The organism is Achromobacter sp. 01N37, from assembly GCF_056399725.1.
The window spans coordinates 143,523-164,402 of record NZ_JBFTRX010000003.1; the positions used below are offsets into that span (position 1 = coordinate 143,523).

14 protein-coding genes are annotated in these 20,880 nt (G+C 62.3%); 9 read left to right on the forward strand and 5 right to left on the reverse strand.

Features of this window, described 5'->3' with window-relative positions:
• Positions 1-229 precede the first annotated feature (229 nt).
• Complete coding sequence (locus AC1DSJ_RS06845) at positions 230-7,072, forward strand: autotransporter outer membrane beta-barrel domain-containing protein (RefSeq protein ID WP_441371312.1); 6,843 nt, start codon at positions 230-232, stop codon at positions 7,070-7,072.
• 126 nt (positions 7,073-7,198) lie between these two features.
• Here AC1DSJ_RS06845 and AC1DSJ_RS06850 read toward each other — a convergent pair whose 3' ends face one another.
• Positions 7,199-8,446: an MFS transporter gene (locus AC1DSJ_RS06850; RefSeq protein ID WP_175169904.1), complete on the reverse strand. Its 1,248-nt coding sequence runs from the start codon at positions 8,444-8,446 to the stop codon at positions 7,199-7,201.
• A 57-nt stretch (positions 8,447-8,503) separates the two neighbouring features.
• Between AC1DSJ_RS06850 and AC1DSJ_RS06855 the strand changes: the two genes are divergently transcribed.
• From AC1DSJ_RS06855 to AC1DSJ_RS06885, 7 genes are all read left to right on the forward strand, one after another.
• Positions 8,504-9,496 carry an AraC family transcriptional regulator gene (locus tag AC1DSJ_RS06855; protein WP_441371166.1) on the forward strand — a complete coding sequence of 331 codons (993 nt, stop codon included), beginning with the start codon at positions 8,504-8,506 and terminating at the stop codon, positions 9,494-9,496.
• A gap of 171 nt (positions 9,497-9,667) precedes the next feature.
• On the forward strand, positions 9,668-9,790 hold the full coding sequence (locus AC1DSJ_RS06860; protein WP_080564215.1) for a zinc-binding dehydrogenase: 123 nt from the start codon (positions 9,668-9,670) through the stop codon (positions 9,788-9,790).
• A 202-nt stretch (positions 9,791-9,992) separates the two neighbouring features.
• Complete coding sequence (locus AC1DSJ_RS06865) at positions 9,993-11,351, forward strand: MATE family efflux transporter (protein WP_441371167.1); 1,359 nt, start codon at positions 9,993-9,995, stop codon at positions 11,349-11,351.
• A gap of 120 nt (positions 11,352-11,471) precedes the next feature.
• Positions 11,472-12,422: a GlxA family transcriptional regulator gene (locus AC1DSJ_RS06870; RefSeq protein WP_006385423.1), complete on the forward strand. Its 951-nt coding sequence runs from the start codon at positions 11,472-11,474 to the stop codon at positions 12,420-12,422.
• Positions 12,423-12,550: 128 nt separating this feature from the next.
• On the forward strand, positions 12,551-13,309 hold the full coding sequence (locus tag AC1DSJ_RS06875; RefSeq protein ID WP_441371168.1) for an SDR family oxidoreductase: 759 nt from the start codon (positions 12,551-12,553) through the stop codon (positions 13,307-13,309).
• A 57-nt stretch (positions 13,310-13,366) separates the two neighbouring features.
• Positions 13,367-14,560, forward strand: coding sequence for an MFS transporter (locus tag AC1DSJ_RS06880; protein ID WP_088589717.1), 1,194 nt, complete (start codon positions 13,367-13,369; stop codon positions 14,558-14,560).
• Positions 14,561-14,628: 68 nt separating this feature from the next.
• Positions 14,629-15,168, forward strand: coding sequence for a carboxymuconolactone decarboxylase family protein (locus AC1DSJ_RS06885; RefSeq protein WP_441371313.1), 540 nt, complete (start codon positions 14,629-14,631; stop codon positions 15,166-15,168).
• Between the two features lie 88 nt (positions 15,169-15,256).
• Here AC1DSJ_RS06885 and AC1DSJ_RS06890 read toward each other — a convergent pair whose 3' ends face one another.
• Positions 15,257-15,841, reverse strand: a complete 585-nt coding sequence (locus tag AC1DSJ_RS06890; protein WP_441371169.1) for a nucleotidyltransferase family protein — start codon at positions 15,839-15,841, stop codon at positions 15,257-15,259.
• A gap of 111 nt (positions 15,842-15,952) precedes the next feature.
• Entirely contained in the window at positions 15,953-16,819 is an 867-nt protein-coding gene (locus AC1DSJ_RS06895) for an NmrA family NAD(P)-binding protein (RefSeq protein ID WP_441371170.1), read from the reverse strand.
• A 251-nt stretch (positions 16,820-17,070) separates the two neighbouring features.
• Between AC1DSJ_RS06895 and AC1DSJ_RS06900 the strand changes: the two genes are divergently transcribed.
• Positions 17,071-17,985: a LysR family transcriptional regulator gene (locus tag AC1DSJ_RS06900; protein ID WP_441371171.1), complete on the forward strand. Its 915-nt coding sequence runs from the start codon at positions 17,071-17,073 to the stop codon at positions 17,983-17,985.
• Between the two features lie 58 nt (positions 17,986-18,043).
• Here the strand turns inward: AC1DSJ_RS06900 and AC1DSJ_RS06905 are convergent, their stop codons facing one another.
• On the reverse strand, positions 18,044-19,666 hold the full coding sequence (locus AC1DSJ_RS06905; protein WP_175170019.1) for a putative bifunctional diguanylate cyclase/phosphodiesterase: 1,623 nt from the start codon (positions 19,664-19,666) through the stop codon (positions 18,044-18,046).
• A 319-nt stretch (positions 19,667-19,985) separates the two neighbouring features.
• Positions 19,986-20,843, reverse strand: a complete 858-nt coding sequence (locus AC1DSJ_RS06910; RefSeq protein ID WP_441371172.1) for an enoyl-CoA hydratase/isomerase family protein — start codon at positions 20,841-20,843, stop codon at positions 19,986-19,988.
• Between the last annotated feature and the right edge of the window lie 37 nt (positions 20,844-20,880).

The window sequence follows — 20,880 nt, forward strand, 5'->3', positions numbered from 1 at the left end:
TGATTTACGCCGGCTACACAAGGACGGAATCGACATGACGGATCGCCAGTTTCCCACAGTGCTGACTGCACTCAGCGCCGCTATTGCAGGCGCGTTGCTCTCGGCCACGGCGTCGGGCCAGACGACGCTGCCCTGCTCAGGTAGCACTGCACTCAATTGCCAGGTGTCTGGGACCTATTCCCAAGAGATATTCGTCCATCCCACTGGAAATAATTCGCCGGTGCCCACGATGACAGTTGGCGCGACGGCCGACATTACCGTTTCGGTGCAGGCGTCGACCACGGCGGCGCTGAAGATCTTGTCGTTCGGTGATAACGGCAACCCCAGCGGCACGCTGACCGGTGGCGATACGCAAGGTTTAACCGTTACCAACAGCGGAAATCTGACGCTTCAAGGTAGCTCGACCGCCATCAGCGGGGACTTCTATGGCCTGTTTGCCCAGATGCTGGGCGGCAACGGCGTGAGCAGCAATGATGGACATGATGGGGGCAATGGCGGCGTGGCAGGCCGGTCGCCGGCACAGATTTTGTCGCTGACCAATAGCGGCGCGATCACCATGACGATGCCAAGCGTGAGCGTCACCCAAGGCGCAGCCTTATCTGCACTGTCCGAAGGCGGTGTGGGTGGCGAGACGTCGGAAGGCAGCGGGGGCGCAGGCGGTCAGTCTATGGGTGTCACGTTGGTCAACACGGGCGGCATCAATGTCACGCTGACGGGGACCGGTAGTTACGCAGGGATTCAGGCCGTCAGCAAAGGGGGCTCAGGGGCGTCCAATAGCGAAGGCAACGGCTTGGACGGTGGCGGTGGGGGCGCCGTGTCCGTGATTAATTCCGGCGCGGTCGCACTGAATTGGAATTGGAATAGCGGCAGTGACAGCGGCTCCACGCTATACGGCATACAGGCTCAGGCGCAATCGGGCAATGGCGGCACCGCAAGCCTGGACGGCAATGGCGGCAACGCGGGGCAGGGCGCCGCGCAATTGATGAGCGCGTCGATGACGTTGAATGCGGGTGGAAACGTCAAGGTGACCCAAACGGGCGCGCCGCCCGGCGCGGGGGCGGGAGCCGCAGTCATCATCAAGGGCGGAAAAGGGGGGGATGCCCCCTCCAATCACGATGACGTGATTGGCGGCAACGGCGGCGATGCCGGTCAGATTCAGTCTGGCAAACCCGTGTCATCCGCGTCGGCGCAATTCACGGACACCGATGCAAGCGTGACCACATCCGGCGACAAGGTGTCGGCGATTGTGGTCACCACGACAGGCGGTAACGGTGGCGGCAATTTCAGCACGGGAAGCTACCACGACTTGAACGGCGGACGCGGCGGCATCGCAGGCGATGGCAGCATCTTGGTCTCTGCATTGACGACTGCCATCACCTTCTCGACTGACGGCTCAACGGCGCCTGGCGTCGTCGCCTTGCTGCAGGGTGGGGCAGGAGCCGCTGGCGGTTTTTACGGCGGTGACATTGCGGGCCTGGGTTCCAGCAATGCGGGTAATGGCGGCGCTGGCGGCAATGCCGGGCAAATCAATATTGCGCTGAACGGGCAGTCCCAACTGCCGATTACCGTCAAGACAACCGGTAGTGACTCGGCGGGCGTGTATGCGTTCACGGGCGGCGGCAAGGGCGCGGATGGCGGCGCGTTGTCGGGCACGATCGGCGGTGGGGCGGGCGGCATCGGAGGCGCGGGCGGCCGCAGTGGTGACGTGAACGTGACCTTGGCGTCGACGGTGCTTACCACGCTGGGTGACAACTCCCCCGGCGTGGTGGCCCAAAGCATCGGCGCCAGCGGGGGAACAGGCGGCACCGCCTCTCAAACAGTGGCCAATGGCGCGCCGGGTGGCGCGGGCGGATCGTCCGGCAACGTCAGCGTGTCGATCGATGGCGCCTCCAGCATCACGACGCAAGGAGTTGACGCGATTGGCATATTGGCGCAGAGCGCCAGTGGAGGCGGAGGTAATGGCGGGGGCAGCGATGGCGAATTGGGCGGAACCGGGGGGGCGGGGGGCGCGGGCGGCAACACCGGGGCGGTCACCGTCAGCAATAACGGTGTCATCACGACGTCGGGCAACACCGCACGCGGCATTCTTGCGCAATCGCTCTCCGGATCAGGCGGGGCGGGCGCCGATGGATACGGTGTCTTCTATAGCGGCGCGGGAACGGGCGGATCAAGCGGCGACGTGGGTACCGTCAACATCACCAACATTGGCACGATCTCGACCGCGGGCAGTAATGCGCAAGGCATTCTGGCGCAATCGGTTGCGGGCGGGGGCGGTGCGGGCGGTCAGGCGGGCGGGCTGATTTGGTCGGTTGGCGGCAACTCGACAACCAACCCGTTTACGGCCAATGGCAACTTGGTTTCGGTGAACGGTTCATCGGGCAGCATTACGACCACGGGCACCGCCGGCATCGGCATTTTGGGGCAGTCCATTGGCGGGGGCGGCGGTGACGGCGGCGGCTCGACCGGCATCGTCAGCATCGGGGGAACAGGCGGTCTGGGCGGCGCGGGCGGGGTCGCCTCTGCCAACCTCAGCAGCGTCAAAATCGCCACGAGTGGAGACGGCGCGCACGGCATCGTCATGCAGTCGGTGGGCGGCGGCGGCGGGAATGCCGGCAACGCCGGCAGCACGGGGCTGTTTGTATCGGTCGCCTTGGGCGGGACGGCGGGCGACGGTGGAGCCGGCGGCAATACGTCGGCCAATCTGACCAATACCACTATCAGCGCATCGGGAACCAAAGCCGCCGGGTTAATCGCGCAGTCTGTCGGTGGCGGGGGCGGCACGGGCGGGCAGGCATTTGCGAGTTCGGTCGGCATGGGATTTTCCGCTTCTGTCGCACTCGGCGGCACAGGCGGATCAGGGGGAAATGGCGCCCCGGTCTCATCGCAAATGATTGGGGGAAGCATCGCCACTGGCCAAAATCCGCTATTGATATTTGGCGCTGGCGCGTGCGGCGGATCTTGCGCCCCGATTGCCTACAACACACTGCCGGTTGACGCCTATGGCGCGGTGGTTCAAAGCATTGGTGGCGGCGGTGGGCTGGGCGGCTCGGCATCTGCACAAGCGCTGGCGTTGTCGGTTCCTGTCGTCCCAAGCGGCAGTGTTCAGTTTGCGCTCGCGTCGGCGGTCAGCATGGGCGGCGCTGGCGGCAGCGGTGGCGACGGTGAATATGTCACTTTTGCGGCGTCTCAAGGGGCGCAAATCACCACCAGCGGGCAAGGCGGAACCGGCGTACTGATTCAAAGTATTGGCGGAGGCGGCGGTGCAGGCGGCGATTCGTCGGCGCTTGCTGCCAGCGCGGGCTACGGGACTCTGCCGGACGAGGCGATCTCGCTTTCCGTGACGCCTACGTTCACGGTGGGCGGGTCGGGCGGCGTGGGCGGCAATGGCGCTGCGGTCTCGATGGCGCTGGGTGGCTTGATCAATGTCTCAAACGGCGTAGCAAGCTTCACGCCGGATGCGGCGGGCACGTCCACATCCCGTATCACCACCTTTGGCGACTACGCGAATGGCGTCAAAGCCCAGTCGATTGGCGGGGGCGGGGGCGATGCGGGCTTCGGCACGGGAAATACGCAGGCGTTTGGCAGCGGCTATAGCCTGACGGCCAATGTGTCACTGGGTTCGACGGGTGGCTCAGGCGGTGACGGCGGCGCGGTGCAGGTGCAAGTCCTTCCCACCGCCGCCATCACCACCTATGGCTCGGGTGCGATCGGTGTCATTGCACAAAGCATCGGCGGCGGGGGCGGCACCTCGCAAGGCGGATCGATCAACGTCGGCATCAGCGCCAGCAATATTTCGCCGACCGCGAACCTCGCAGTGGGTACGAAGGGCGGTGGCGGAGGCAGTGGCAGTACCGTCATCGTCGACGTTGATGGAAGCATCATCACAAGCGGGGGCGACGCGGTGGGGGTGTTGGCGCAATCCATCGGTGGGGGCGGCGGCCTGGGTGGTTCAGCCGGCTCAGATGCGTCAGCCGACAACCCGGTCATTGCAGCTACTTTCGTGCGCGCAGGGGTGACCAACATCACCAACGCAGCCGTTGCCGATAGCGCTAGCGGCGCGCGGGTATTCAAGGGCTCGTTCAGCGTGGCCCTGGGCGGCACGGGAGGCGCCGGCAATACCGGGGGCGCTGTGACCGTGAACCTGGGCGCTGGCGGCTTCATTCAAACGGCGGGCGACTGGGCCAGCGGCATCGTGGCCCAGAGTGTTGGGGGTGGCGGTGGCAAGGGCGGCATCGCCGCTGCAACCGGCATCGCCCACCTGCCGGACGTGACCATCAATTCCAACGTCACCCTTGGCGGATCGGGCGGTTTAGGCGCCGATGGCGGTCAGGTCACGACCAACCTGTCGGGTGGCGTGATCAAGACGGCGGGCTATGCGGCGTCGGGCGTGCTCGCGCAAAGCATCGGCGGCGGTGGCGGCTGGGGAGCCGACGGGTCGGACAAGTCTGGCGGGCTGTTTTCAGTGGGCAGCGGTAACGGCGGCAGCGGTGTCGCTGGCGGAGTCGGCGGCAATGTCACCTTGGTCACCAAGAACAGCAATACGATCACGACCACAGGCGAAGGGGGCTTTGGCGCGGTGCTGCAGTCGGTAGGCGGCAGTGGGGGTTATGCCGGTTCGGGCAGCGGGCAAACGCTTGGCCTGGGGCCGCTTGCCATGCCGGCCACCCAGTTGGTTAGCGGCAGCCAGGCAAGCTATAACTCTGGCGGCGGCGGCACTGTGGCCTTCCAGGACCAAGGCAGCATTACCTTCAACACCTATGGCAATAACGGTTTCGGCATATTGGCGCAGAGCATCGGGGGCGGTGGCGGCATCATTGCCAATTCCCAAGCCCAGCTTGCATCCAGCGTTCAAACCAGCATCTATGGTTCCAAGCCGTTTTCAGATAGTGTTTCTGACGGTGGCGCGGTCAACGTGACCTTGGGCGCGGCCAGCAGAATCAACACATCGGGTACCGGTGCTCACGGTATCGTCGCGCAATCGGTGGGCGGCGGGGGCGGCATCATCGGTCTGCCGAACACCGGGGCGATATTGACAATCGACCGCAGCAAAGTCGGTACATTGACGCCGGGGTCTGGAAGCGGCGGAGATGTCACCGTGACGGTGCCAGGCACCATCTCGGTCACGGGCGATGGCGCAGTAGGCATCCTGGCGCAAAGCGTAGGCGCTGGCGGTGGCCTGCAACTGGGCACTGATGGCAACTCCGTCTACGCGGGCTCCGCCATGAGGGGCGTCATGAACGATGCCACCGTCACGGTGAATGTGCCCGCCAGCGGCTATATCGGATCGCACGGCATGAACAGTGTCGCTATCTTTGCGCAAAACACCAATGGCAGTGGCGGTGTCAAGATGACGATCGATGGCCTGGTCGTGGGCGGCGGCGGCCCCGGCGCAAGCGTATGGATCGACAGCGTTGTCGACAGCACGCTTACCATCGGTCAAGGCGGTGAGCTGACACAGGTACAAGAGAACGCCATTCTTGCAACGGGTAGCGCGCTTGGGGTCACCAACAATGGAACGATCCAAGGCTCCGTGGCGTTGAATGGGGGCAAGATGGTCAACAACGGCAGTGTGATGGCCGGCGTGGAATTTGAAGGCGACCTCGTCAACAATGGCCTGGTTGCACTCGGTGGCAAGGAAGGAAGGCTGCTGGGGTATCAACGCACACGGTTCGCGCAAACCACGTTGACGGGTGACTTCTCGCAAAGCGCGTCGGGCGTCTTGCAAGTGGGTGCGGATTTCAACGCGCTGGTGTCCGACAAACTGCTCATCAACGGCCCGGCCACGCTTGATGGCGGCGTGCTCATCGCGCCGCGCGCGTTGCTGCCCAAGCGTGAGCTGTCGGTATTGACGGTGAATGGCACGCAGGCCGGCGCGCTCACGGCCGTGGATTCACCCGTGTTCGATTACTCCGCCCGGCAAAGCGGCCAAGAGACGTATGTGCATGTGGCTAGCGCCAACTTCAACGCCAACTCCATGGGACTGGCGGGGAATCAATCCGAAGTGGGCAAGCACCTGCAACAAGGTTGGGATCTGGGTGGCAGCAGTGCGCTCTCGACGCTGTACGCCGTCTTGGACACCGCATCCAGAACCGGCGCGGGCGAATACCAGGCGCGCCTGACGGACTTGTCGCCCGGCGTGGCCTTGGCGCCGGCTGCGCAGATGCAGTTTGCGATGGCACGGTTCACCGGCGCGATGATGTCTTGCCCCACGTTCAATGCCGCGGACTCGTCTACCAAAGAACAGAACTGCTTCTGGGGTGAAGTCAGCGGCCGCCGCACGAAGCAGGATGGGGTCGACCGCACATCAAGCTTTAGCTACGACAGCACAACGTATCAGTTTGGCGGTCAGCGCGAGATTGCACCCAACACATTTCTGGGTGGTTCCATGGCATACCAGAACTCCCGTCTGGCGGGTGATGACCGTCGTGTCAGCGGATCGGGCGATGCGGGTTACGCCGGTATCGTGCTCAAAAGGCAAGTGGATCAGTGGACGTTTTCGGGTGCACTGGGCGGCGGGTATGGCTCGTACGATATGGACCGGAACCTGAACATTGCGCGCTACGGCAATACGGCCAAGAGCAGCCCGAATGTGTATAGCTTTGGCGCACGGCTGCGAGCCGCGCGCACCTTCGCGCAAGGCAGCTTCTATCTGAAGCCCTATGTAGACCTGGATGCCACGTACTCCCGCATGCCGGGCTACACCGAGTCGGGCGACGCGTTGCGCTTGAAGGTCGATGGCAGCGACCAGTTCGTGCTGGGCGTGGCCCCGACGCTGGAGCTGGGTGGGCGAGTCGACCTGCCCAAAGGCGCAATGATGCGGCCGTTTGCATATGCCGGCGTGTCGTTGCTGTCGGAAGACGGCTGGAAGACCAAAGCGCGTCTCGACGGGGCGCCTGCGGGCGCGGGTTCGTTCACAACCTCCATGCCAACTGACAACGTGATCGGACGCGTGGGAGCCGGCTTCCAAGTATTGAACGCAGCCGGTCTGGACTTCCGCTTGCAGTATGACGGCGAGTTCGCCTCCAAGGGCAGCAGCCATGCGGGAGCTCTGAAGGTATCGATGCCGTTTTAGGCAGTGTGCCGCTGCGGGAGTATGCGCCGCATGTTCATCGTGACCAAATAGCGCATGTGTGGCGGTGAGCCAGCACCGGTTCACCAGGGGCGACGGCTAGGAAGGCGGCCTTTTCTGGCAACCGGGTCACAGATGAATGGCGGGCGGCGCGGCTGCACCGATCGAAGGCGAGGGTACTTTTACGCGCATCCAGATGAAGAGGCCGGCAAACAGCATGAGACACCCTCCTGCAACGAAAACGCCTTCAATGCCTCTCAGGCTGAACATTGCACCGCCTGCTGCGGCGCCTATGGCGATTGAGGACTGCACCGACGCTACGACCATCCCGCCCGCACTTTCGGCTTGATCCGGCACGGCGCGCGCGACCCAGTTTGACCATGCAACGGGAACGCCTCCGAACGCGAGGCCCCACGCTGCAATCAGCGTTGCCTGACCCGGTATGGACGCCGGGAAAAGCGCCATCGCCAAGGCGCTCCCGCCGACGAGGGCCGGCATCAGAGCCAAGGTGACATACAAGCTACGCTGCATCAGCCAACCTGCCAGCATGGTGCCTGCGAAGTTCGCAATGCCGAAGCCAAGTAGCATCAGCGCCAGGCCGTTCGTTCCAACGCCCGCAGTGCTTTCCAGGAACGGCCGGATATAGGTAAAGAGAGCGAAATGGCCTGTATGCGCCAGAATGCAGCCAAACATTCCAAGGGCAATTCCGGGCCGCAAGAGCACGTCCAAAATCGTTCTGAGCCGGGCAGGCCGGCGCGGCGCCATGCGCGGCAACGTGAACCATTGGAACGCCAGCGTCAATACACCCACTGCCGCAGCGGCGACAAAGGCGCTGCGCCATCCGAACTGGCCGCCAAGATAGCTCCCCAACGGTACGGCGACCACTGTCCCCACGGCAATGCCGCTAAAGATGATGGATAACGCGCGTGGCAGGAGCGCCGCCGGTACCAATCGCATGGCGACAGCTGCCGCCATGCTCCAGAACCCTCCTAAGGCGATCCCGAGCAGGACGCGCATCAAGAGCAGCACCCACATGCTCGACGACGCCGCAACCAGCAGGTTGGACACAATCATTAAAGTGGAAAAGCCCAGCAGAACCGTACGCCGATCGAGGCTGCGCGTAAGACCGGGCACGAGCAAGCCTGCGAAAAGCGCCACCACCGCAGTAACCGTCACTGCCTGACCCGCCATGGCTTCTGATACGCGTAAAGCTTCCGCCATGGGCGTCAGGAGGCTTGCCGGCAAGTACTCCGCGGTCAATAGGCCGAATACACCCATCGCCAGCGAGAACACTGCGGTCCATGCGGCTGACACCGGCTCAATGTCCACCGGGCTGGCTGAACCTTCGGGGTTGGAAAGATCAACAAAACTACGCATTGCACTCATCCAAGAAAATCAGTGAGTGCAGTCTAGGACTTAGGATCGGGATGATCTATGATGTTCCGTACTGAATTTTTGACAGAAAATCCGATGTCGTTGTCGCACGATTACGCTCTTCCTCCGCACTTGATCAGTGAGTTGCTTACCGGAATGCGTCTGCGCGGGGTGCAGTACCGGCGTGTGCAGACCGGGCCCAGTTTTGGACTGAGCTTTGACGCGAAGGCTGGCCACGGTTTTTTCTACTACTTGGCTGTGGGCTCGGCCGTACTACGTACCGAGGCGGGCGGCTTGCACAAGTTGAGCGCCGGCAATGCGGTGTTTCTGCCTCATGGGCAGGCTCATCAATGGCTTTCCGCCGAGGACGCCGACTTGCAAGATATCGAGACGCTTGAAGCCGCCTTGATCGGCAATTCCGTGACCGATGTGGATGCCTGCCCAAGTACCAGCATCGTACCCAGCGCAATCTTCTTTTACGGTTGCATGGAGTTCGACCTTGGCGGCATGCGGGCTCTGGGGCAACTGATGCCGGACGTCATGTGCGTGAATGCCGACAGCGACCGCTTTCCTGGCATGGTCCCAATTCTGTCCGCGATGAAAGGCGAAATCTGTTCCCGACGCGTGGGGTTTGCGGACATTCTGGCCCGATTAGCCGAAGTGGTCGCCGCGATGATTGTCCGGGGATGGATCGAGTGCGGTTGCGACAATGCCTCCGGCCTGGCCGCAGCGCTGCGTGATCCAAGGCTTGCTCGCGCCATTCTCGCCTTGCATCGCCAACCAGCCCGAGATTGGAAATTGGCTGAGTTGGCGAGCGAGTGCCATATTTCTCGCTCTGTTTTTGCCGAGCGATTTCATGCCACGGTGGGAACGCCACCTTTGCGCTACGCCAACGAGTTGAAGATGCGTCTTGCCAGGCAATGGCTGACGCACGACAGGTTGCCGATCGACACGGTAGCGGAACGCTTGGGATACACGTCGCAGGCAGCATTCAGCCGTGCGTTCAAGCGTGTTACCGGTCTTCCCCCAGGCTCTAGCCGAAATGCGCGTTGAACTTCCACGTAAGGGCCCACGCAGACAGCGTTGGCCGGAACGGCGGTGGATAGCAACGCATCACGCATCACGCATCGCCTTCGCCCTATGTTCGGCCAAGGAAGTCTAATGGACAGCATGCGACCAACGTCCGATTCTGGCCGATTAACGTCGTAGCGGAAGTTCGATTGGATAGCCGAAGGCAAGCTCAGAGTGCTTATCGGAGGCGAGTATCCACTTGCCGAAGCCGCAAGGGCCCCCGTAGAGATGGCAAGCCGTTTCACCGTGGGCAAGCTGCTACTGCACATGGCTTGAAACTGAAGACGCTTCAGCGCGTGGGCGCATGAGTCAGATGTGGGCTGGTTTGAGCAACCGGGGAAATCCGGGTGAGTCCAGCCTGACCCCATTGTTTCGCATCTGACTATCAGCATGGCGCGAATTGCCGTGTATTCGACATTCCCGCCAACACGACATTGGCCTATTCTGCGCTCGCCCAGAACCGTCTTCGAGTGCCGTCATGACCGCGCAGACCGATTCCCGCAGCCGTGACGTCCAGACCGAGCGCCTGCTGACCGCCCCGATTTTGCCTGTGATGTTGTCGCTTGCCGGCCCGACACTGCTGGTGATGCTCAGCCAAACCTTTGTCGGACTGATGGAGGTGTGGTTTCTCTCCCAGCTCGGTGAAGACGTGCTCGCTGGCGTGTCGGTTGTGTTTCCACTGCTGGCATTGACGACGGCGCTTGCGACCGGCGCGGTCGGTGGGGGAATGCTTGGCGCAGTTGCGCGGGCGCTGGGGCGCAACGACCGCGTGCAAGCCAACGCGCTGGTTTGGCATGCTGTCGCCATTGCGGTGGCGTTTGGGCTTGTCACGGCAGGGCTCGTCTTGGCTTTTGGCTCCGCGGCGTTCCGTGCCATGGGAGCTAGCGGCGAAGCGCTTGCGCACGCCGACCACTATGCCGCCGTCGTCTTTGGCGGCGCACCGCTGATATGGCTGTTCAATGCACTGCTGGCGGTCATTCGGGGCAGTGGCAATGTGCGCTTGCCGATGCGGGTGGTGTGCGGCGGCGGCGTCATCCTGATACCGGTATCGTGGCTGCTGATCTTTGGCGCGGCAGGCTTTCAGGGGCTGGGCGTGACAGGCGGCGCGTTGGCAATGGTTTTGTATTACGCCGTTGGTAGCCTGGTTTTCGCAATATATCTTTGGCGTGGCCAAGGGGTGCTGCAGCCGGCCGCCAGACCGGTGCGGCTGCAACGTCGGCTATTTGCCGAAATTCTCAAGGTCGGCGGCGTGTCGGCCCTTATCGCGACAAGTACCAATCTCACCATCGCCATCGTTACCGGCTACGTTGGGGCGTACGGTCTGGCGGCCGTGGCCGGATACGGCGCGGCTGCGCGATTGGAATTCTTGTTGGTGCCGCTCAGTTTCGGCATCGGCGGGCCTGCCGCGATCCTGATTGGCACCAACGCGGCGGCAGGCAGGATCGATCGCGCACGCCGCGCCGCGTTGATCGCAGCCTGTCTGGGGTTGGGCGTTGCCGAGACTATTGGGTTGGTGGTTGCGATATGGCCCGAGTTATGGCTGGGCGCGTTTTTGACGGACCCCGAAAGTGTGGCGACGGGAAGCGTTTACCTGCGCCATGTTGGCCCCTTTTTTGGCTTCTTCGGGCTTGGATTCACCCAGTACTGCGCCGCGCAAGGCACCGGAAAGATGGCGGTACCGTTGGCGGGGGCCTTGGCGCGCACGGTGGTGGCGTTGGGTGGGGGGCTGATCGCCACCACGCAGACCGGGCTGTTCGTCAGCGTGGGCCTGGGTATGGCGGCTTTTGGTGCGGCGGGGCTTTATGCGCTGCTGCGCGATTGCCGGAAACAGGAATAACGAAGGATGGCTTTCGACGTCCAAATGGCGCAACAAAGTGGGCCGATATTTTTCAACAACGTGGATGCCGTTCCCCGTGCCGGATTAAGCTGATCTTTCATTGCCTGAAAAGGAAGCATGATGCGGCACGTTGGTTTAATCCTGGAAGATGGCTTCCAGCTGATGGGTTTGGCGGCGCTCTCTGCCTTTGAGCTCGCCAATACTGAGCTGGGCGATAAGGGCTATCGGCTGACGGTGCTCTCTGAAAAAGGCGGCACGGTCAGGTCGTCCATGAACGCAGGTATCGAAACGACGCCGCTAGGTGTCATACCCGATACCCTGATGGTTGCCGGCCAATTGGCGCCCCAGGATATTTCGCCCGGGCTGCGTGCGTATCTCGCCCGTGCGGGGGAACAAGCCCGCCGGGTGGCTGGGGTATGCACAGGCGCTTTTGTGCTGGCGCACGCCGGTCTGCTTGACGGCCGTACCGCCACCACGCACTGGGCGCATGCGCCGGCGCTTCGGGCGCGCTTTCCGAAGGTCAGGGTCGAAGAGGACCGAATTTTCATCCGTGACGGCAACATCTGGACGTCGGCGGGAATGTCATCGGCCATCGACCTGACGCTTGCGCTGATCGAGGACGACCATGGGGCTGCGCTTTCCCGGGCACTGGCTCGTAGGCTTGTCGTCTACCATCGTCGCCACGGCGGGCAATCGCAATTTTCGGCGATGCTTGCGCTGGAGCCTCGCTCTGACCGGGTAAAGCGCGCGCTGGCCTACGCCCGTGAAAACCTGCGCAATCCCTTGTCTGTCGAAGAGCTTGCCGAGGCTGCCAGCCTGTCACCGCGTCAGTTCAGCCGGGTATTTCGCGAAGAAACCGGGCGGTCTCCGGCCAAGGCCGTGGAAATGCTGCGCTTGGAGGCTGCGCGCGTCATGTTGGAAGACGGTCGTCACCCTTTGGAAATCGTGGCGCGTGACACGGGTTTTGCTGACCGTGACCGAATGCGGCGCGCCTTTCTGCGCAACCTTGGCCAGCCCCCGGCCAGCGTGAAGCGGAGCCTGGTGTCGATGCAAGACCGCGACGCCGCCTGACTGACCTTGGGCGGCCTGCTTATAACCCGTGTCCGTTTTTGCCGGATCTATGGCATTTGAGACTTCACCCGACCCGCGCATAGTACGTCCATCGAAGGCGCCATCCAGGCGCAACACAAGGACAAATCATGCAGATGACGGGCAACACAATCTTTATCACGGGCGGCACCTCGGGCATTGGCCGCGCGCTTGCCGAACAGTTTCATTCCCTGGGTAACAAGGTCATCATCGCCGGGCGCCGTCAGGCGCTGCTGGATGAAGTGGCGGCGGCCCGTCCGGGGATCGAGGGCGTCGCCCTGGACATCTCGGATGCGGCCGACATCGACCGCGTTGCCGCGCAACTGATCCGCGACTACCCGACGCTGAATGTACTGATCAACAATGCGGGGATCATGCCGTTCGACGATCCTTCGGGCCGGATCGATGATGCCGTGTCGCGCCAGATTCTCGACACGAACCTGCTTGGCCCGATCCGGCTGACCTCTGCGCTGATCGAACACCTGAAGGCGCAGCCGCGCGCGACGATCATTCACAACACCTCGGTTCTGGCCTACGTGCCTATCGCCACCAATGCCGTCTATTCCGCCTCGAAGGCGGCGCTGCACTCGTATGCCTTGTCGCAGCGCTTCATGCTCAAAGGCACCAGCGTGTCCGTCCAGGAAATCGCGCCTCCGTGGGTCGACACCGACCTGATCAAAAAGAGCGGTGATCCTCGCGCCATGCCGCTCGATGCCTTTATCGCCGAAACGATGAAGGGGCTGGCAACCGACGCACCGGAAGTATTTGTTGAGGCGATTCGTGCCCTGCGCGACAACCCCGGCATTGACGAACATGCGCTGATTGACGGTTTCAACACTGAAATCGCCGCCAATCCCATCCCCGTCTAAGACGCCTGATAGGCGGGCTTGCGCCCGCACAGACTGCATTTTTAGGAGAGTTGCGTCATGACCGCAACGCTTGCCGACGATTCGCGCACGGTGTTGCTGCCGGCGGGATTCCTGGCCTTGGGAACGTTCGCCATTGGCACCGAAGGCTTCATGATCGCGCCCTTGCTGCCGGTCATGGCGAAGGACTTTGCGCTGCCCGTTCCCACGGTCGCCCTGTTGGTGATCGTGTTCACGCTGGTGCTGGCATTGTCGTCGCCGGTGACCACCGTGGCCACCGGCCGCATGGCGCGCAAGCAGGTGCTGCTGATTGCGATGGCCCTGTTCGCCATTGGCAACGTCGTGGCCGCGCTGTCTTCGTCGTTCACCGTGCTGATCGCCGCGCGCGTGCTGATGGCCATTGCGGCGGGGCTATATGTGCCCGCCGCCAATGGCCTGGCCGGCGTCATCGTCCCACCCACGATGCGGGGGCGTGCGCTTGCCATTGTCAGCGGGGGGCAGACATTGGCCATCGCATTGGGCCTGCCGCTTGGCGGACTGATCGGCCACGCGTTCGGCTGGCGGGCAACCTTTCTGCTGGTCGGCGCGATGAGCCTGGTGGCCATTGCAGGCATTTTGACTGGCATCGACCGTGACGCGGGGCAGGGCATCGCGGTGGCCAGTTTGCGCGAACGTGTTTCGGTGGTGGCGCAGCGTTCCGTGTTGCGCTTGCTGGCGGTCAGCCTGTTCTGGTCGATCGGCGCCTTTGCTGCCTACCCGTATATCGCCGAGTATCTGAGCGCCGTGTTGGCCTTTGGTCCATTGGAGATCACAGCGTCTGTCTCGCTCTGGGGGCTTTGTGCAGCGGCTGGGGTCATGACGGGTGGGGTCCTCAATGATCGCTTCGGGGCTGACACGGTGGTGCGCGGGTCGCTCGTGCTGTTGGCGTTGTCGTTCCTGGCTTTGGCCGTTGCAACGACGCTGCCATCGGGCGTTTCGTTGGGTCTGGTGATGGTCGCCGTGGCTGTGTGGGGCTTCACCGTGTGGTCATTCTTTCCCGCGCAGATGGCACGGCTTATCGGCGCGGGCGTCCCCTCGCAAGCGCCCGTTGCGCTAGCGCTTAACACCTCGACGATGTATTTCGGATTTTCAATCGGTAGCGCCCTGGGGGCCACCGTGTTGGGCGCTGGCGCCATTTGGGCAATTGGCGTCGTGGCGGCCATGGCGGAACTGATCGCCTTGGGCCTGAACGCCGCCATTGCGCGTAGAGCTTGAATTTCTCTGGATCGGCGGGTTCACCGCTGCCGGTTTTCAGCAACACCACTTTGAAAGGAACCAAGAAAATGACTTCCCGTATCAATACGCCCGCCGCCGCTAGCGCCTCCGGCGAAACCGCCGACGTTTTCGCCGCTATCCGCAAAGCGGTGGGCATGGTCCCCAATGCCTATGCGGCCATTGGCGCCTTGAATACGCCCGCACTTAAGGCGATGCTGTCCGCCGACGCGGTGCTGGCGCAAGGTGTCCTGTCCGCGCAGGACCGGGAAACTATCAAGTTGGCGGTGAGCGCGATTGCCGGTTGTGACTACTGCGTCGCTGCACACAGCTTGGCGGGCAAGGCGTCGGGCCTGCCCGTGGACACCGTGCGCGCCATCAGGGCGCTGCAGCCGACCGGCGATGCAAAGCGCGATGCGCTGATCCAGTTTGTCCGGCACCTTCAAGAAGGCCGAGGCACCCTCGACGCCGAGCAACTCACGGCCTTGCGCTCGGCGGGCTTTCCAGACGCGGCCGTCGTGGATATCGCATTGGCCATCGCCGTCATCACGTTTACGAACGTGTTCAATCGTGCGAATGACACCGTGGTGGACTTTCCAGAACTGAAGTGATGGGAGTGACGGGGGAACGAGAGCAGTAAGGAGGGGCGGCCGAGTCGGGTCGATGACCGTTCCCGACCCGGAGCGGTCCTATGTGCGGTCAGGGTGTATTGATTGAAAGCCGAGGCCATCGGTGGCCGAATCGCTTGGAATTCACGCGGTGCATAAACGTTGAGACGCTCGCCCGCCGAGGGTTGTGCCGAACTCGCAGTTCAAACAGGTCATTCAATCCGTACGGCGCTATGACCTTCAATGATTCATCACCGTCCAGGCAAATGCCAACGCAAGTGGCAAACTCTGGCCAAGTGGCCAGCCCATCTTCCAAAGACGTTAGGGGTGAAACCGCCTGACCGAGCGCTTCTGCGAACCACTCGTGCACTCTGGCCTGGTTTGTCACTTCCCAAGTGAGCGAGGGAAGGAGCCAATGCAGCCGCTCTTGAAGTTCGGCATCCAGAGCTAGAGGCGCTTCGGCATCAAAGTACGCAACGTCCACGTCATCCAAGTTCGAGGGCTCCTGAAAGCCATGCAAGCTATCCCAAACCAAGGATCTGATGGCCCCTGCACCGATGCACCACGAGGGCAAACCAAGGCAGCGAACCGCCCGCAGCGCAGCCATCAGTTGCTCAGAGGATTCGACGAGGTCGCATAGTTGTTGCTCATAGCCCGCTCGAACGTTTGTCATCATTTCGCCAGGAACTAGAATTTCCGGTTGCTTGTATGTGGAAACAGCATATCCGGAATCGTCGGCTGTCCGCTTCTGGCCGTAAGCAGTCCTCAATGTGCCACATCGCGTCGTTCAGACCCGACGTGACACAAGCTCGGCCAGAACCGTTTCAAGCTCGACCTCGCCGTGGGTGATTTCATCAGGGCGCCCTTCGAAATCGATCCAACCTTCGTTGAACCCATCCAGCATGCGCATCCGTGGCAGCGGATACTTCATGCCCTGTGAGCGGAACAGCGCTTCCCAGGTCTGCCTGTGGACACGCTCGGCGCGGACGGGGCGATCGAGCACGCGAGCGAAAGCCGACGCGAGATCGTTGGGTGACACTCGGCGCGGGCCTTCGAGTTCGACAATGCGTACGCCGGCCCACGTCTGCTGGAGAAGTTCGGCCGCAACGCGCCCGACGTCTGCGGTAGCGACCATGGGTACGGGCTTGTCGAGCGGCAGCAGGTAACTGGCGATAACGCCATCGTCACGCGCGGACGCGACGTCCCATGCTGCGTTATCCATAAACCAGCCCGGCCGCAGGAAGGTCACCGGCATGGGCATCTTGCGCAACGCCTGCTCCATCAATGTGCGCTGAGTGAGCAGATTGCTTTCTTGCGCCTGGGCTCCGATCGTCGACAGGCAAACCACTTTTTCGGGCCGTGCCTTTGCAATCGCCGTTGACACGGCGTCGATCACCGCCTGCGCCTCGGGAAACCCTGGCTCGGGATCGAACTCGGAAGGAGGCAGGATGAAAACACCTTTTGCGCCTTCGAACGCAGCGGTGAGCGACGCAGCGTCTTCCATGCGAGCCATCGCGATTTCACAGCCTAGCTCTGCCCACGGACCCGCTCGTGTTGTGTCGCGCAACACCGCACGCACCGGTTGACCGGCTGCGAGAAGCTGGCGGGCGACTGCGCCGCCGACTTTGCCTGTGATCCCCGTAATTGCAAACATTGCCACTCTCCTTACATGGATAAATAACGTGGCGCCGCAAAGGCGCCGTTCATCGACGAAGCGTCGGTGAAGTGCATTCTGCGGAAATGCCAATCAAAACAAAATGACAGGGATAGCACTAGATAAGTGACATAGAATCACTAATTAGGCATGATTGAAATCGGTTTGAAGCATGGCCGTCCGGGGCGAGGATGCCGTGCTGACCTGTAGCCAATCACTTGTGACCCATCATCCGTCCTACGAGCGCGACCATGAAATACAGTAGCGAGAAGCTGTCCGGCGGCATTGGCGTGTTTGCAGCGGTAGTCGATGCAGGGACGTTTGCCGCCGCTTCGGAAGTGCTGGGAATGTCGCCGCCAGGCGTCAGTCGGGCGGTTGCGCGGCTGGAAGAGAAATTGAAGATCCGGCTCTTTAACCGGACGACGCGCTCCGTCTCCCTGACAGAAGAAGGCCGCCGGTTTTACGAACAGGTCATGCCTCATCTTGCAGGGCTGGAGGAAGCAGCCGCGGCCGCGGCAGGTGGCGCGTTGGCGGTGCGGGGAAAGCTGAGAGTCAATCTGGACCCCGTGTTCTACCGGATCATTCTTGGGCAGCGGCTCAATGCGTTCATGGACGCGCACCCGGAGCTCGAAATCGAGTTCATCGCGCGAGACAGTCTGGGTGACCTTGTCATGGACGGTTTCGACCTTGCGCTACGGTTTGGCGAGCCCAAGTCATCCACCCTGATCGCGCGGAAACTGCTGGATAGCGGCATTGTGACGGTCGCCGCGCCGTCGTACATCGCGCGTTGGGGGCGACCAGCCAAACCGGAAGAACTTGAAAGCGGCAACCACCGATGCCTTGAATTCCGCAATCCGGGGACGGGCAAGCCGTTTCCTTGGGAGTTCCACCGCAGGCGAAAACGCATCTTGGTCGACACCCGAGGCCGCCTCACGGTCAACGATCCCAGCGCGCTTCTCAATGCATGCCTGGCCGGCTCAGGGATTGCGCAGATGCTTGTCCTGGGCGCCGAGCATCTGATTGCCGAGGGCCGCTTGGTTAATCTGTTTCCCGAATGGACCGACGAGCGATATCCCTTTTACGCCTACTACCCGTCGCGCCATCACATGCCGGCAAAGACCAGGGCGTTTCTTGACTTCGTTATCGAGCTGACCCGCAATCAATGACGCGCCGGCACAGGCTGGCGCTGCGACGGCGTGACCGCGTCAACGCCGTTCTGTGCCGTTACGCACGTCGCACAAACTCCACAAAGGCGTCTGAGCTAAGCGGCCGGCTGACGAGATAACCCTGGATGGCGTCGCAGCCCGCGTCCTTTAACTCATCGGCCTGATGTTGGTGCTCGACCCCTTCGGCGATTGTTTTCATGCCCAGCGAACGAGCAAGACCGACGATGCCTCGAATTACCGCCGAGGCCTTCTCTGACGCCGCCAGCCCGCGGACAAAGGATTTGTCGATCTTGAGCGTGTCAACAGGCAGCCGGACCAGATAGCTCAAACTGGAGTATCCCGCACCGAAGTCGTCGAGCGACGTGGATAGTCCGGCTTGTTTCAGCGTGGCGAGAACGGAAGTCGCCATTTCGATATCGCTGACCAGGCAGTCTTCCGTGATTTCCACATCGAGCATGGCGGCAGAGATGCCGTGTTTCCGGACGGCATGGTGAATGCGATCTGCCAGCCCCATATCGAGTAGTTGCCGAGCCGATAGATTCAGGCTGATTCGCGGTACGTTGACGCCCATCTGTTGCCATGCGGCGATATGCAGGCAAACCGCATTGAGCAGCCAATCGACAAGGACGCCCTCGTAGGGGGACTCAAGCAGCAGCGCCAAGAATGCGTCAGGTGTCAGCAAGCCCCGTTCGGGATGACGCCAGCGAAGAAGCGCCTCGGCACCGATCAGGGTGGCGTCCGCGAGAGATATCTGGGCCTGGAAATGAAGCTCGAACTGGTTCTGCGCAAATGCCGCACGCAGATCGGAGCGCAACGCGACCCGGTTGCGCACGCCCCGGTCCAGTATCACGTCATACGTGCGTACTTGAAGCCCGCCAGCCGACTTGGCCGCGTACATGGCCGTATCGGCCTGACTCAGCAACGTCTCGGCGGTTTCGGGGTCTTCTCCCATCAGGGCGATACCAATGCTGGCAGACAAAGATATCGCTCGACCGCCTATTTCGAACGGCATGGCAAGCGCATTGAGCACCGCGAAGGCGCACGCTTCTGCGGCGCTTTTTGTGGTGTTGCGCAACAGTAGAACAAACTCGTCGCCGCCTACGCGCGCAGCAAAAAAGGCAGGTCCGAGACTTGCGGTAAGCCTTACCGAGAAATTACGCAGCAGTGCGTCACCGGCAGCATGGCCGAACGCGTCGTTGACTTCCTTCAGATGGTCCAAGTCGATAAACAGCACCGCGACAGACACGTCATTCGGCGTGCTTGGCAAAGCAGCGCCAGCGACGGCACGAGACAGGGCTTCCATGCAACTGCGTCGATTCGCCAACCCCGTCAGATAATCGTGACTCGCTTCAAACTCCAGTTGGGCAGCGTGCTCGTGTTCGCGCGTGACGTCGCGAAAAAGCACCGTAATACCCTCATCGTGGCGAAATGAGCGCGCTTCAAACCAAGTGCGGAGCGGGGCGTAATAGCCAGTGTGGCAGCCGGGACGTCCTGTGGCCGCTGTGTGCCGGTAGATCCGGTAGTAGCCGGAGTTCACCAAGTCCGGGTAACACTGCCAGATTTCGCGTCCGAGGAGGTTTTGTCGCTCCTGCTGCAAATATCGCTCGGCGGTGTTGTTGAGGTACGTAAAGCGCCAGGACTTGTCTATCGACATGAATCCGTCGCTAAGGCTATCAAGCATTTCCGCCAGGTGAGCCGGTGCCGGCTGGTGGGCGCCAGCAGCCGGTGGATCTTGCGTATGTCGTGCCATTTTTCGGACCTATGTTCGCGTGGAACTTAAGAGCCATTGTTGGCCCGCAAACTGTGCGTCCGCGCATTTTAACGGCCTTTGTGCAGCACAAAAATCGCGGTTTCTCGGGCCCCAGCCACCGCTGATGTTCAGTGACCGGCCCTCAGAGTCCCCGGATGGATATGGACCTAGCGGGCGCCAAGGCCGTCTGCGAAAACGGCGTGCTTGTTCTGACGCTGCCGAAAGCGGCAGGCAACCAGAACAAGACCCTTCAGATTGAATGAGTTCCGGACTCCACCCGCCACGACGGCTCGCGCTTTTCCAGGAACGCCGCGACGCCTTCGCGGGCCTCCTCCGTGCTGCGGCAAGCCGCGATGCGTTCGACGGTGTCGTTGATGAGCGCAGCGTTGACGGGTTGCCCCGCGAAGTCTCGCACCAGCCGTTTGCTGGCCTGCACGGCGTCGGGGCCGTTGGCGCATAACGTGCGGCAGATGGCGTTGGCGGTGTCGTGCAATTGTTCTTTCGGCACCACCTCGTGCAGCAGGCCCAGGCGCAGCGCGGTGGCGGCGTCGAAGCGCTCGGCCGTCAGGAAGTATCGGTTGGCCGCGCGCTCGCCCATGGCGCGGATCACATACGGGCTGATCGTGGCGGGCAGCAGGCCCAGCCGGGTTTCAGACAGGCAGAAGTGCGCGCTGTCAGCCGCCACCGCGATGTCGCAGGCCGACAGCAAGCCCATGCCGCCCGCGTAGGCGTCGCCGTTCACGCAGGCGACGACGGGTTTGGGGCATGACCAAATGGTGTGCAGCATGTCGGCCAGCCGGGCGGCGTCGGCACGGTTGTCGGCGTCGGAGTAGGTGGCCATTTTGCGCATCCAGTTCAAGTCGCCGCCCGCGCAGAACGCCTTGCCCGCGCCCGTCAGCAGCAGTACGCGCACGCCGGGGTCTTCGCCGGCCTGCTTGACGGCGGTGGTCAGCGCGGCGATCAGCGTCTCGTCAAACGCGTTGCGCATGTCGGGGCGGTTCAGCGTCAGGCGGACGATGGCGCCGTCGTGGGTGATGTCCAGCGGGGCAGACAGCGAGGCAGAGTGCGAGGCAGACAGCGGGCCAGACAGCGGGGTGGTCACAGTCATGCGGAACCTCCGGATATTTTGAATTTGGCTCAATAAC